The sequence below is a fragment of the Pseudomonas sp. GL_093 genome, assembly GCF_057837605.1.
This window is the reverse complement of record NZ_CM174448.1, coordinates 6,499,056-6,513,018: the sequence shown is the minus strand read 5'-3', so window position 1 is coordinate 6,513,018 and position 13,963 is coordinate 6,499,056. Positions and strand designations below refer to the sequence as shown.

Annotated in this window: 9 protein-coding genes; 1 reads left to right on the top strand and 8 read right to left on the bottom strand. The window is 60.7% G+C overall.

The window, feature by feature from the left end; genetic code table 11:
* Positions 1-39 precede the first annotated feature (39 nt).
* From AC3IUE_RS30090 to betI, 8 genes are all read right to left on the bottom strand, one after another.
* A complete protein-coding gene (locus AC3IUE_RS30090; protein WP_489264508.1) occupies positions 40-1,218 on the bottom strand; it encodes a BaiN/RdsA family NAD(P)/FAD-dependent oxidoreductase in 1,179 nt (392 codons plus the stop codon).
* Between the two features lie 81 nt (positions 1,219-1,299).
* Complete coding sequence (dbpA, locus tag AC3IUE_RS30085; RefSeq protein ID WP_409201442.1) at positions 1,300-2,637, bottom strand: ATP-dependent RNA helicase DbpA; 1,338 nt, start codon at positions 2,635-2,637, stop codon at positions 1,300-1,302.
* 230 nt (positions 2,638-2,867) lie between these two features.
* Positions 2,868-4,295 carry a multidrug transporter subunit MdtD gene (mdtD, locus tag AC3IUE_RS30080; protein WP_056739045.1) on the bottom strand — a complete coding sequence of 476 codons (1,428 nt, stop codon included), beginning with the start codon at positions 4,293-4,295 and terminating at the stop codon, positions 2,868-2,870.
* A 189-nt stretch (positions 4,296-4,484) separates the two neighbouring features.
* The gene (locus AC3IUE_RS30075; protein ID WP_489264507.1) at positions 4,485-5,822 is read right to left on the bottom strand and encodes a TldD/PmbA family protein; all 1,338 of its coding nucleotides are present in this window, start codon (positions 5,820-5,822) and stop codon (positions 4,485-4,487) included.
* Positions 5,822-7,264 (bottom strand): TldD/PmbA family protein, encoded by a 1,443-nt coding sequence (locus AC3IUE_RS30070; protein ID WP_489264506.1) that lies wholly within the window; start codon positions 7,262-7,264, stop codon positions 5,822-5,824. The genes AC3IUE_RS30075 and AC3IUE_RS30070 overlap by 1 nt, the downstream gene beginning before the upstream one ends.
* 274 nt (positions 7,265-7,538) lie before the next feature.
* Positions 7,539-9,242, bottom strand: a complete 1,704-nt coding sequence (betA, locus tag AC3IUE_RS30065; RefSeq protein WP_489264505.1) for a choline dehydrogenase — start codon at positions 9,240-9,242, stop codon at positions 7,539-7,541.
* 155 nt (positions 9,243-9,397) lie between these two features.
* Positions 9,398-10,870 carry a betaine-aldehyde dehydrogenase gene (gene betB, locus AC3IUE_RS30060; RefSeq protein ID WP_046045290.1) on the bottom strand — a complete coding sequence of 491 codons (1,473 nt, stop codon included), beginning with the start codon at positions 10,868-10,870 and terminating at the stop codon, positions 9,398-9,400.
* 108 nt (positions 10,871-10,978) lie between these two features.
* Entirely contained in the window at positions 10,979-11,572 is a 594-nt protein-coding gene (gene betI, locus AC3IUE_RS30055) for a transcriptional regulator BetI (protein ID WP_489264504.1), read from the bottom strand.
* A gap of 379 nt (positions 11,573-11,951) precedes the next feature.
* Between betI and AC3IUE_RS30050 the strand changes: the two genes are divergently transcribed.
* A complete protein-coding gene (locus AC3IUE_RS30050) occupies positions 11,952-13,901 on the top strand; it encodes a BCCT family transporter (RefSeq protein WP_489268990.1) in 1,950 nt (649 codons plus the stop codon).
* The last annotated feature ends 62 nt before the right edge of the window (positions 13,902-13,963 follow it).

The window sequence follows — 13,963 nt, the reverse complement described above, 5'->3', positions numbered from 1 at the left end:
TCGCGATCGCGAGCAGGCTCACTCCTACAGAGTTTTGTATCAGACGAATTGCGCAGCAGCGTAGCCGGAGGCCCAGGCCCACTGGAAGTTGAAGCCGCCCAGATGCCCGGTGACGTCGAGCACTTCACCAATGAAATACAGGCCGGGGCTTTTCAGCGATTCCATGGTCTTGGACGACACCTCGTTGGTATCGACGCCGCCCAATGTCACTTCAGCGGTGCGATAGCCTTCAGTGCCGGCCGGAACCACTTTCCAGCTCGCCAGTTTTTCGGCGATGTCGGCAATTTCTGCGTGGGTGTACTGCTTCATCGGTTTGGAGACGAACCAGTTATCCGCCAGCAGGTTGGCCATCTTCTTGGTGAAGATTTCCCCCAGCAGGGTTTTCAGCTCGCTGTTCGGGCGTTCGGCTTGCTGCTGTTGCAGCCAGGTCGGTACGTCATGGTCCGGCATCAGATTGATCTCAACCGTGTCGCCAGATTCCCAGAATGAAGAGATCTGCAAGATCGCTGGACCACTGAGGCCTCGGTGGGTAAACAGGATGTTCTCGCGGAAACTCTGGTCGTTGCAGCTCACCAGGCAATCCACCGACGTACCGGACAGTTCGGTACAAAGCTCCTTGAGCTGATCGGTGATGGTGAACGGCACCAGCCCGGCGCGGGTCGGCAGCAAGTCGTGGCCGAACTGCTTGGCCACCTGATAACCGAAACCGGTCGCACCCAGCGTCGGGATCGACAAGCCGCCAGTGGCGATGACCAGGGATTCGCAGGTGATCTGATCGAGGGTGGTTTGCAGCAGGTAGCCGCTTTCCATTTTCTCGATGTGCTGGATCGAGGTGTCGAGGTGCAGGCTGACGCCGACCTGATCGCACTCGTTGAGCAGCATTTCAAGGATGTCGCTGGATTTGTTATCGCAGAACAGCTGGCCGAGCTTCTTCTCGTGGTACGGCACACCGTGTTTGGCGACCATGCCGATGAAATCCCACTGGGTGTAGCGGGCCAGGGCGGATTTACAGAAGTGTTCGTTCTGCGAGAGGAAATTGCTCGGTTCGGTGTACATGTTGGTGAAATTACAGCGGCCACCGCCCGACATCAGGATTTTCTTGCCGGCCTTGTTCGCATGGTCGAGCAACATCACCTTGCGCCCGCGCCCGGCGGCGGTCAGCGCACACATCAAACCTGCGGCGCCAGCGCCAATGATCACGACTTCGGTAGAGCGCAAAACGGTGTCCTCTTAATGTGTCACCACAAAACAAATTGCATTCGCGAGCAGGCTCGCTCCCACAGGGGAGTTGCGTTGTTCTTACAGAATACGCACGCGCAGCGAACGGCCTTTGATCTTGCCGTCGTTCAGACGCTGCAAGGCTTGCTTGGCGATCCCGCGTTCCACAGCCACATAAGCCTGGAAATCGAAAATCGCGATCTTGCCAACCTGAGCGCCCGGAATACCGGCATCGCCAGTCAGTGCGCCCAGAATGTCGCCCGGACGCACCTTGTCTTTACGGCCAGCGCCGATGACCAGCGTACTCATCACCGGCAGCAGCGGTGCGCCGCCCTGGGATTTGAGGTTGTCCAGCTGATCCCAGCTCAACGGCGACTTCTGCAGTAGCTCGATGGCTTGGGCGCGGTGGGCTTCGGACGGTGCGACCAGGCTGATCGCAATCCCTTTCTCACCAGCACGACCGGTACGGCCAACACGGTGGATGTGGATTTCCGAATCACGGGCCAGTTCGACGTTGATCACCATGTCCAGCGCATCGATGTCCAGACCGCGCGCGGCGACGTCGGTAGCAACCAGCACCGAGGTACTGCGGTTGGCGAACATGGCCAGTACCTGGTCGCGGTCACGCTGTTCCAGATCGCCATGCAGGCCGACGGCGGAGATGCCTTTGGAGGTCAGGTGATCAACGGTTTCCTGAACCTGCTGCTTGGTGAAGCAGAAGGCGACACAGGAGGCCGGACGATGATGCGCGAGGACTTTGACCACGGCGTCCATGCGCTCTTCCGGGGAAATCTCGTAGAAGCGCTGCTCGATCTGCGTGTCGTCGTGGAACGCCTCGGCTTTCACGATCTGAGGGTTGCGCATGAACTTCGCGGCCAACTGCTTGATGCCCGTCGGGTACGTCGCGGAGAACAGCAGGGTCTGGCGACGCTCCGGGCACTGGGCAATGATTTCTTCGATGGAATCGTAGAAACCCATGTCGAGCATGCGGTCGGCTTCGTCGAGGATCAGCGTGTTCAGGCCATGGAGAATCAGCGAACCCTTGCGCAGGTGCTGCTGAAGGCGACCCGGGGTGCCGACGATGATGTGCGCGCCATGCTCCAGAGAGCCGATCTGCGGGCCGAAGGACACGCCGCCACACAAGGTCAGGATCTTGATGTTGTCTTCGGCGCGGGCCAGACGACGGAGTTCCTTGGCGACTTGGTCGGCCAGCTCACGCGTCGGGCAAATGACCAGCGCCTGGCAACCGAAGAAGCGCGGATTGATCGGGTTCAGCAGGCCGATACCGAAGGCGGCGGTCTTGCCGCTGCCGGTCTTGGCCTGGGCGATCAGGTCCATCCCCTTGAGGATCACCGGCAAGCTTTGCGCCTGGATCGGCGTCATCTCGGCATAACCCAAAGAGTCGAGGTTAGCCAGCATGGCGGCGGACAGCGGCAAAGTATTAAAAGCGGTGGCGATGGTGGTCACGGGACTGGCCTGCAAAACAAAATGTCGCGCAGTGTACCAGCCTCGCTCTCTCTACCTGCAAATTCTGGACGAATAGTCGTAGCAGCTGTCGAGGCACGAGGCTGCGTTGGGCTGCGAAGCGGCCCCCGAGGGCGGTCCTGCGGACACGCAACGCAGCCTCGTGCCTCGGCAGCTGCTACAAATCAGTGCTCTATATCGTGCTCGCGGCTGACCATCCGTCGGCCATCCTTTGGTGAAAGCTGAGAAAAGATCGTCGCGGCCAGCATCGCCATGATTCCGACCGTTACAAAGGTCAGCTGGAACGCGCCCAAAACCGTGTCCACGCCGTCATTGCCGATCTCCGCCGTGAAGCCGCCAAGCAAGGCGCCGGCACAGGCAACGCCAAGGCTCAGGGACAATTGTGCGACCACCGACAGCAAGCTGTTGCCGCTGCTGGCGCTGGCGTCGTCGAGGTCGATCAGGGTTACGGTGTTCATCGCGGTGAACTGCAAGGAGTTGATCGCCCCCAGAATCGATAGCATCACCAACAGCAGCCAGTACGGCGTTTGCTCGCTGACCAGGCCCATGCTCGCCAGCATTAGCCCCAGCGCCAACGTATTGCCGGTCAGCACGATGCGATAGCCCAAACGTTCGATCAGCGGTCGCGCCACCGACTTGGCGACCATCGCTGCCGCCGCCAGCGGCAGCATGCTCATCCCGGCCTGGGACGGCGAGTAACCCAGCGCCACTTGCAGCAGCAACGGCACGAGAAACGGCAAGGCGCCGCTGCCCAGTCGGGCGAACAGGTTGCCGAGGATGCCCACGGCAAACGTCCGCGTCTTGAACAACGACGGTGCGAACAGCGGATTTTCGATGTGCCCGGCCCGCAACCAATACGCCGCCAGACAGGCCATGCCGGCGAACAGCAGCAGCATCACGCGCAAGTGCGGCAGGTGCAGCTCGCCGAGGCCTTCCATGGCGATGGTGATCAGCACCATCGCCGCGCCGAACAGTAAAAACCCCAGGCTATCGAAGCGGGTGCGTTCGGTGCCGCGCAGGTCGGGGATAAATCTCCACACCGCGTAACAACCGACGGCGCCCACCGGCAGGTTGATCAGGAAGATCCAGTGCCAGGTCAGGTATTCCACCATCCAGCCGCCCATGGTCGGGCCGATCAACGGGCCGAGCAATCCGGGAATGGTGATGAAGCCCATGATTCGCACCAGATCCGAGCGAGGGTAGGCGCGCAGCACCACCAACCGCCCGACCGGCAACATCAGCGCGCCGCCCAGGCCCTGAATCACCCGTGCGCCAATCAACAGGCTCAGGGTGCTCGACAGTGCGCAGAGCAACGAGCCGAGGCTGAACAGCAGGATCGCGCTGAAGAAGATTTTCTTGGTACCGAAACGGTCGGCGATCCAGCCCGAGGCGGGGATCAGCAAGGCGACGGTGAGCATGTAGGCGATGATCACGCCCTGCATGCGCAACGGGTCTTCGGCCAGGTCTCGGGCCATGGCGGGCAGGGCGGTGTTGAGGATGGTCCCGTCGAGGGATTGCATGAAGAACGCGATGGCGACGACCCACGGCACCCAGCGGGCGGTGACAGCGTCGAGAGGCGGGCGGTTGGGCATGGGACCTCTTGTGGGTGTGAGATGAAGCAGTCCGCAAGTCGATGAAATCCTGTAGCAGCTGGCGAAGCCTGCGTTCGAGGACGAAGTCCTCGCGAGTTCAGCGTACGCGCTCCTACAGAAGTAACTCGGTTGCCGGTTTGGCGAGGACTGCGTCCTCGAACGCAGGCTTCGCCAGCTGCTACAAAGTGTTTACAGCGTTAACGTGAGTTTGCTGACCAGCGCCCCCGGCAACAATGCCGAAGCGGTGGCCCGCTGGCTGTAGGTACTGGCCGACAACATCAGCTCGCGCTCCTCGGTCAACGCTTCCAGCTGCGATCCCAGCAAACTGTACGCACTGTCATCAAACCGCATGGTGCTCACCGGCGCCTGAATCTCGCCGTTCTCGACCCAGAAGGTCGCAAACCGCGTCATGCCGGTCAGGCGTGCCGCCGGCTGATCCGAGTAGTTCAGGTACCAGAGGTTGCTGATGTACAAGCCCGTGCCCAATTGCTTGAGAATCTCTGCATCAGGCAACGTACCAGCCGCCATGTTCACTGCGCTCGGCATTTCACCACCGCTGGCGCCGTTGGCAGTCAGGCCGTACTCGGCCGCACTGCGTGAACTGACCATCTGCGCGCCAGCCTTGCCGTTGACGATCAACCCCAGATCGCTGCGCGGATAACCTTCGCCGGAGAATGCCGGGCTCAACGAACCGCTGACCTTTTCATCGACCGACACCAACGGGCTGAGCGCACTGTCGCCCGCGTAAAGCTTCTGCAGCGGACTGTTTTTGCTGGCAATCGACTGCGCCGAGAAACCGCCCCAGCCCAGCATGTCCATGATTTCTCCCAGAGCTGCCGGCGCCAGATAGGCGCGGTACTGACCCGGCGCCAGGGTGTGTTGCGGTCTGCCGAGAAACGCCAACTGCTCGCGTGCCTGCGCAAAGCGCTTGGTAAACCCTTCGCTGTTCCAGTCGTGCCCGGCGTAACTGGCTTTCACCGCTTGGCCGTTTTCATGGACCAGACTGAAATCGAAGTTGAAGCTGTTGGCCTGATGCCAGCCGAACGCGCCCGAAGAACTGGCGAAACCACGACTGATCGGGCCGGCGGCGTAGAAACCCACCAGATCCAGCCCTTCGGCCGCCTGGGTGATTTCAGCGACCACCTGCTCGGTGTCCGGCAGCGGGTGATCTTGAACATTCTTGCTCTGCCAACCGTTGTGGTTGAGCAGCAGGTACGGATCCTGCGGCAGCAGCGGCAAGGTTTCGCGCAACTGTTGCAGACCCTCGGCCAGACGCTGAACGTCGACTTCCGCATCACCGGAAAGGGTAATGTTCAGGTCGGCATGCCGCCCCTCGTTGATCAGTTTGAAACCGACGCTCGCCTGTTGCACCTGCCCGGCCTGACGCACCTTGGCATGGTTGAAGCGCACGAAGGCCGACGATTCCGCGGCGTAGCTGAGGGTGAATTGTTCCGGCTCGTGAATCGCGTCGCGCAGCCAGTTGACCAAGGCCTTGAACGCATCGGCCTGACTTTTTGAAGTACTCATCAGGCATCTCCCCCAAACACATCCACATTGCTGAACACACAGGCCGGCGACGCATGGCCGACGCGGATCACCTGGTTCGGTTCGCCCTTGCCGCAGTTCGGTGTGCCCAGGACCTTGACGGAGTTGGCATCGCCAACGGCGCTGAGGCTTTTCCAGAACTGCGCGGAAATTGCCCGGTAGTTCGGGTTCTTGACCACGCCTTTGAGTTCGCCGTTTTCGATCAGTTGGCCCCACTCACAGCCGAACTGGAACTTGTTGCGGGCATCGTCGATGGACCAGGACCGGTTGGTGCTCATCAAGATGCCGTGCTCGATGTTACCGATCATCTGCTCCAGCGGTTGATCGCCGGGCTCGATGTTCAGATTGGCCATGCGGTCGATTGGCGGGCGGTTCCAGCCGCAAGCGCGGCTGTTGGCGACGCCTTCCATACCGGCACGGAATTGCGACAGTGCACCGCCCAATGGGCGCAGCAGCAAGCCTTCTTTAATCAGGAATTGTTTGCTCGCGGCAGTACCGTCGTCGTCATGGCCATAGCTGGCTAGCTGCTCGGGAATGTCCGGGTCGAAGGTCACGTTGAGCAGTTTGGAGCCGTATTGCAGGCTGCCGAAGTCTTCTGCCTTGACGAAACTGGTGCCGGCGTAATTGCGCTCGTCACCGAGGATGCGGTCCAGTTCCAGCGGATGGCCGATGGATTCGTGGATCTGCAGCATCATCTGGTCCGGCATCAACAGCAGGTCGCGCGGGCCTTGCGGAGTGTTCGGTGCCAGCAGCAATTGCAGCGCCTGATCGGCGATTTTCGGACCGGCGCCGACCAGGCCGCAGCGGCTGATCACATCGAAGCCGCCTTGTTGGCCGAAATTTTCGCGGCCCAGGGTGCGGGTCTGGCTGTCATTGCCGTCGTAGGCGGTGACGTCCACGCTCGGGTAGACGAAACGCTGGGCCTGGCGCAGTTCGGCGCCGGCGCTGTTGAGGTAAATCTGCTCGACGTTAGTGATGCCGATGCTCACCTGCCAATTCACCAGTCGCTCGTCCTTGGGCACGGACGCGGATTCGGCGCCGAGCAGTTGGTAGCAATCGCTCAGGGACGGGAAGGGCTGGTCCAGGTTCGGCGAAAAGTAGTCGGCGCGGTCGCTGGAGACGGCTTGCTCGCGCAGGTCGAGCAGGGCGTGTGGCTTGAGTCGGCGGGCTTGCTGCTCGGCTCGCTCCAGCGCGGCTTGCAGGCCGGATTGCGACAGGTCATTGGTCGCGGCGTAGGCTTCGACGCCGTTGACCCGAACGGTCAGCATCGCGCCTTCGTCACGGCTCAGGCTCGGAGGTTCGGCGACATTCTTGCGCACCGACAGGTACTGGCCGGACTCGCGCACATAACGCAACGAAAAGAATTCAGCGCCCGTGCGCAAGGCAGCGAAGCGCTGCTTGAGCTGGGGATGGAAATCGAACATTCGGGAACCTCCTTGGTATGGAGTGGCGGTGTATCGATGTTGCGAGGGGGGTGAAACGTTTGCGTGGCGCTAGATTAGGCCTGCGTGGGGGGTAGGATCAAGCGCGGAGCGGTGTAGGAAAGGATTACCAGGAGAGGTGTTGTGTTTCGTAGGGCCCCTTCGCGAGCAGGCTCGCTCCCACATTTGGTCTTTGGTGTTCACAGAATCTGTGTTCACTGAAGATCCCCTGTGGGAGCGAGCCTGCTCGCGAAGGCCGCGCCTCGGTGTAACGGTTTTACTGAGCAGTCAGGCTCACATCACGCAACGGCTTGCCTTTCACCGGAGCATCACCCGCCACGAAGTAAGCAGCCTTGCTACGAGGCAATGGCTTGCGGCCACGGATCTTGTCGGCGATTTTCTCGGCGATCATGATCGTCGGCGCGTTCAGGTTGCCGGTGGTGATGATCGGCATGATCGAGGCATCGACCACACGCAGGCTCTGCATGCCATGCACACGACCTTCAGCGTCAACCACGGCCATTTCGTCGGTGCCCATTTTGCACGAGCAGGACGGGTGGAACGCAGTTTCGGCGTGTTCGCGGATGAACTGGTCGAGCTGCTCATCGGTTTGCACGTCGATGCCCGGGCTGATTTCGCGGCCACGGAAAGCGTCCAGTGCAGGCTGTTGCATGATTTCACGGGTCAGGCGGATGCCGTCACGGAATTCCTGCCAGTCCTGCTCGGTGGCCATGTAGTTGAACAGGATGCTCGGGTACTCGCGCGGATCCTTCGACTTGGCCTGAATCCGACCACGGCTTGGCGAACGCATGGAGCCCATGTGCGCCTGGAAGCCGTGCTCTTTCACACCGTTGCTGCCGTTGTAGTTAATCGCAACCGGCAGGAAGTGGTACTGGATGTTCGGCCAATCGAATTCCGGACGGGTACGGATGAAACCGCCGGCTTCGAACTGGTTGCTGGCGCCGATACCGGTGCCGTTGAACAGCCACTCGGCGCCGATGGCCGGCTGGTTGTACCAGAGCAACGACGGGTACAGCGAGACCGGTTGGGTGCACGCGTATTGCAGGTACAACTCGAGGTGATCCTGCAGGTTTTCACCCACGCCTGGCAGGTCGTGGACCACCGGGATGTCGAGTTTTTTCAGCAGCTCGGCCGGGCCGACGCCGGAGCGTTGCAGGATCTGCGGCGAAGCGATGGCGCCGGAGCACAGCAGCACTTCTTTGCGGGCGCGGGCTTCAACGCGCTCTTCGGCCGCGCCGATCAAGTAACGCACGCCGACCGCACGCTTGCCTTCGAACAGGATCTTGTCGGTCAGGGCGTGGGTGACGATGGTCAGGGTCGAGCGCTTCTTGGCGATGTCCAGGTAACCGCGAGCGGTGCTGGCGCGACGGCCGTTCGGCGTCACGGTACGGTCCATCGGGCCGAAACCTTCCTGTTGGTAACCGTTCAGGTCTTCGGTGCGCGGGTAACCGGCTTGTACGCCGGCTTCAACCATCGCGTGGAACAGCGGGTTGTTGCCGGCTTTCGGCGTGGTCACGCTGACCGGGCCGTCGCCACCGTGGTAGTCGTTCGGGCCGATGTCACGGGTTTCAGCCTTGCGGAAATACGGCAGACAGTTCAGGTAGTCCCAGTCTTCAAGACCTGGCAGTTTGGCCCAGTTGTCGTAGTCCATCGCGTTGCCGCGGATGTAGCACATGCCGTTGATCAGCGAAGAACCACCCAGGCCCTTGCCGCGACCGCATTCCATCCTGCGACCGTCCATGTGTGGCTCTGGATCGGTTTCGTAGGCCCAGTTGTAGCGACGACCTTGCAGCGGGAATGCCAAAGCAGCCGGCATTTGCGTGCGGAAATCCATACGGTAGTCCGGGCCGCCTGCTTCGAGCAGCAGGACGGTGACGCCTTCGTCTTCAGTCAGACGGGTCGCCAGGGTGTTACCGGCGGAGCCGGCACCGATGATGATGTAATCGAATTCTTGGGACATTGAATGCACCCTCTTTGAAGTTGGTCAGGTCACCTGTAGCAGCTGTCGAGGCACGAGGCTGCGTTGGGCCGCGCAGCGGCCCTCTGAGGGCGGTCCTGCGGACACGCAACGCAGCCTCGTACCTCGGCAGCTGCTACAGGGTTTTCAGCCGGGGCTTAGAACACCGAGGCGTAATCGCCCAGTTCGACCTGTACCGATTTGATGCGTGTGAAGTTGTTCAGCGAGCTGATGCCGTTCTCACGACCCACGCCCGACTGCTTGTAGCCGCCAACCGGCATCTTGGCGTCGGATTCGCCCCAGGCGTTGATCCAGCAGATACCGGCTTCCAGTTGATGAATCACGCGGTGAGCGCGGTTCAGGTCTTTGGTGACAACACCAGCCGCCAAACCGAACTCGGTGTCGTTGGCGCGACGGATCACTTCTTCTTCGGTTTCGTAGGTCAGGATGCTCATCACCGGGCCGAAGATTTCTTCGCGCACGATGGTCATCTCGTCGGTGCAGTCGGTGAACACGGTCGGTGCCACGAACGCGCCTTTGGCGAATTCGCCTTCGGTCAGGCGGCTGCCGCCGCATAGAACGCGAGCGCCTTCTTCCTTACCTTTGGCGATGTAACCCAGCACGCTTTCCATGTGGGCGAAGCTGACCAGAGGACCGAAGTTGGTGTTCTCGTCTTCCGGGTTGCCAACGCGGATGCGCGCAACGCGTTCAACGATCTTGGCTTCGAAAGCGGCTTTCAGGTGGCTTGGCACGAACACGCGAGTGCCGTTGGTGCAGACCTGACCGGAGCTGTAGAAGTTGGCCATCATCGCGGTGTCGGCGGCGCGATCGAGGTCGGCGTCGTCGAAGATGATCAGCGGGGATTTGCCGCCCAGTTCCATGGTCACGTCTTTCAGCGACGAAGCGGAAGCGCTGGCCATGACCTTCTTGCCGGTGTCGGTGCCGCCGGTGAAGGAGATTTTTTCGATGCGTGGGTGCTCGGTCAGCCAGGTACCGACTTCACGGCCACTGCCGGTCAGAACGTTGAACACGCCAGCCGGAACGCCAGCTTCGGTGTAGATCTCGGCCAGTTTCAGCGTGGTCAGGGAAGTGACTTCGCTTGGCTTGAAGATCATCGCGTTACCGGCCGCCAGGGCAGGTGCGGATTTCCACAGGGCGATCTGGATCGGGTAGTTCCACGCGCCGATACCGGCCACGACGCCCAGCGGCTCGCGACGGGTGTAGACGAACGAAGTGGTGCGCAGCGGAATCTGCTCGCCTTCGATGGCCGGCACCAGACCTGCGTAGTACTCCAGCACGTCAGCGCCGGTGACGATGTCGACGTACTTGGTTTCGGAGAACGACTTGCCGGTGTCCAAGGTTTCCAGAGCAGCCAGTTCATCGTTGCGCTCGCGCAGGATATCGACGGCACGACGCAGGATGCGCGAACGCTCCATGGCGGTCATCGCGGCCCAGATTTTCTGGCCCTTTTCGGCGCTGACTACAGCGCGCTCAACGTCTTCCTTTGTCGCACGTTGTACGGTTGCGAGGACTTCACCGTTAGCCGGGTTGATGGCTTCGAAAGTGGCGTCGCTGCTGGCGTCACTGTAGCCGCCATCGATGTAGAGTTTTTGCAGTTCGAAACGGGCCATATAGTCCTCGCAAGAGCATAAGTTGGTTGGCGGTAACCACTGGGCGTGCCTTATAGCTTGGGCAACGCTGGTCAGTGGCGGTTCAGGTGCTGAGCGGTTCTGTGTGCTCTAACTCACCTGCTTGGCCAGTTGGAAATCCATGTATTCGTAAGCGATCTGGTGCGCCTGCTCGGTGTCGAAAGCATCTCCCGACAGCGCGCCGCGCAACCACAAACCGTCAATGAGGGCTGCCAGGCCGCGGGCTGCACTGCGCGCTTGATCAAGCGGCAATACACGGCGGAACTGGCAGCACAGGTTGGAATACAGACGGTGATCGTTGATCCGCTGCAACCTGTGCAAAGACGGGTGGTGCATGCTGGTGGCCCAGAAGGCCAACCAGGTTTTCATTGCCGGGCCATTGACCTGGCTGGCGTCGAAGTTGCCTTCGATAATCACCTGGAGGTGCGCCCGCGGGCTGCTGTCCTCCAGCGCCTGACGGCGCGCGGTGACGTTCTCGCTGAGGACACTCATCAGATACTGCGCCGTGGCGGCGATCAGGCCATTCTTGTCCTGAAAGTAGTGACTGATGATGCCATTCGAGACACCGGCCAAACGGGCGATCAGCGCAATGCTGGCGTCCCCCATGCCGACCTGATCTACCGCCTGCAACGTGGCTTCGATCAACTGCTGGCGGCGGATGGGTTGCATACCGACCTTGGGCATCTTGCACATCTCCTTAGGCCTTCCGGCGGACGTGAAGCGTCTATCGGATTGAAGGCCAGTCTATTTTGTTTTGATTGAACGTTCAATCAACAAAGAATAAGATCTGCGACAATTCGTCGCTGCCTACAGGTTTTTCCTACATGTAGTTGGCGGAAAAACGACATCCGAAAACGCTCGAAACCCACGCGCATTGGCGCTCCCGGGTTTCGGGCTTTTTTCGGGCTGTCTTTATATCACCCGCTGGTCGGCTGCCAACTAAGCGATTGGTCGGGTAACGCGTTGCCTTGTGTTCTTCTCTCGCACTGCCTGGAGCATCTGTGCCATGAGTTCTGCCTCTCTAATAAAGACCCCACCCGAGAAGGTGACGGTCAACGGTTGGGTGTTCTACACCTCTACCGCGTTGATCCTGTTGTTGACCGCCATTCTGATCATCGCCCCGCAAGAGGCTGGCAGATTGCTCGGTATTGCCCAGGCCTGGTTGTCCCGCAGCTTCGGCTGGTACTACATGGTGGTGATCGCCGCCTACCTGGTCTTCGTGGTCGGCCTGGCGTTTTCGTCCTACGGCAAGCTCAAACTGGGCAGCAAGGACGACACCCCGGACTTCAGCTACGGCGCCTGGGCGGGGATGTTGTTCTCGTCGGGTATCGGCATCTCGCTGCTGTACTTCGGTGCTTCGGAGCCGCTGGACCACTACTTCAATCCGCCGGAAGGCGTGGCTGCCAGCAACATGGCCGCCCGTCAGGCCGTTCAGCTGACGTTCCTGCACTGGGGCCTGCATGGCTGGGCGATCTACGCATTGGTCGGCCTGGCCGTTGCTTACTTTGCTTACCGTCATAACCAGCCGCTGGCGTTGCGTTCGGCGCTGTATCCGCTGGTCGGCGAGCGTTGGGTCAAAGGCGCCGCCGGTCATGCGGTAGACGGCTTCGGCATGTTCGTGACCCTGCTGGGTCTGGTGACGAACCTGGGGATTGGTTCGCTGCAAGTGTCGTCGGGGCTGGAAAACCTGTTCGGCATGGAACACAGCAACACCAACCTGCTGATCGTGATCATCGTGATGAGCACCGTGGCGACCATCGCTGCCGTGTCCGGCGTGGAAAACGGCATTCGCCGTCTGTCCAACCTGAACATCGTGCTGTTCAGCGGCCTGCTGATTTTCGTGCTGCTGTTCGGCCCGACCCTGCACCTGCTCAACGGCTTCGTGCAAAACGTCGGCGACTACCTGAACGGCGTGGTGCTGAAGACCTTCGACCTCTATGTGTACGAAGGCGACAGTGAGAAGTCTGACCGCTGGTTGGGCCTGTGGACCCTGTTCTACTGGGCCTGGTGGATTTCCTGGGCCCCATTCGTGGGTATGTTCATCGCGCGTATTTCCCGCGGTCGCACGGTGCGTGAGCTGGTGGCCGGCGTGCTGCTGATTCCGCTGGGTTTCACTCTGGCGTGGCTGTCGATCTTCGGTAACTCGGCCCTCGACCTGGTGATGAACCATGGGGCGGTGGAGCTCGGGAAGACGGCGCTCGAACAGCCGTCGATGGCGATTTACCAACTGCTTGAGCACTACCCAGCGTCGAAAATCGTGATCGGCGTGTCGATATTTGTCGGTTTCGTGCTGTTCCTGACCCCGGCGGATTCCGGCGCGGTGATGATGGCCAACCTTTCCTGCAAGGGCGGTAACGTCGACGAAGACGCCCCGCACTGGCTGCGGATCTTCTGGTCGGCGGTGATCACGCTGGTGACCATCGGCCTGCTGTTCGCCGGTAACTTCGAAGCCATGCAAACCATGGTGGTGCTGGCCGGTCTGCCGTTCTCGGTGGTGCTGGTGTTCTTCATGTTTGGCCTGCATAAGGCGATGCGCCAGGACGTGCAGATCGAACAGGAGCAAGCGGAGCTCGCAGCGCGTGGTCGTCGTGGTTTCAGCGAGCGTTTGACGCAGCTGGACTTGCAGCCGAACCAGTCGATTGTTCAGCGTTTCATGGACAAGCAGGTCAGCCCGGCGCTGGAAGATGCGGCTGTGCAATTGCGTGCTCAGGGTCTGGATGTGCAGACGTTGCTGGGCAAGTCGAAACGCTGCATGGGCCTGCGGATCGAGATGGAAGAGGGCAACCCTTTTGTCTACGAAGTAAGCCTGGACGGCTATCTGGCAGCGGCGAGCGACATGGTTTCGGCTGAAAGTGCTGATGAACCGCGTGCACGTTACTACCGCGCCGAGGTGTACCTGCACAACGGCAGCCAGGACTACGACTTGATGGGCTTCACTTCGGATCAGATCACCCGTGACGTGCTCGATCAGTTTGAAAGCCATCGGCAGCTCCTTGGCCGTGTCTATAGCTGAGTGTTGAACAGGCTTGGTGTTTCAGTCTGAACCACCGCGCCGCCTTCATTCGCGAGCAGGCT

Excerpts from the sequence above, each read along its gene's own strand:
- dbpA (WP_409201442.1), bottom strand. The coding sequence starts at position 2,637 with ATGCTGGCTAACCTCGACTCTTTGGGTTATGCCGAGATGACGCCGATC.
- mdtD (WP_056739045.1), bottom strand. The coding sequence starts at position 4,295 with ATGCCCAACCGCCCGCCTCTCGACGCTGTCACCGCCCGCTGGGTGCCG.
- betA (WP_489264505.1), bottom strand. The coding sequence starts at position 9,242 with ATGTCCCAAGAATTCGATTACATCATCATCGGTGCCGGCTCCGCCGGT.
- betI (WP_489264504.1), bottom strand. The coding sequence starts at position 11,572 with ATGCCCAAGGTCGGTATGCAACCCATCCGCCGCCAGCAGTTGATCGAA.
- AC3IUE_RS30070 (WP_489264506.1), bottom strand. The coding sequence starts at position 7,264 with ATGTTCGATTTCCATCCCCAGCTCAAGCAGCGCTTCGCTGCCTTGCGC.
- AC3IUE_RS30075 (WP_489264507.1), bottom strand. The coding sequence starts at position 5,822 with ATGAGTACTTCAAAAAGTCAGGCCGATGCGTTCAAGGCCTTGGTCAAC.
- betB (WP_046045290.1), bottom strand. The coding sequence starts at position 10,870 with ATGGCCCGTTTCGAACTGCAAAAACTCTACATCGATGGCGGCTACAGT.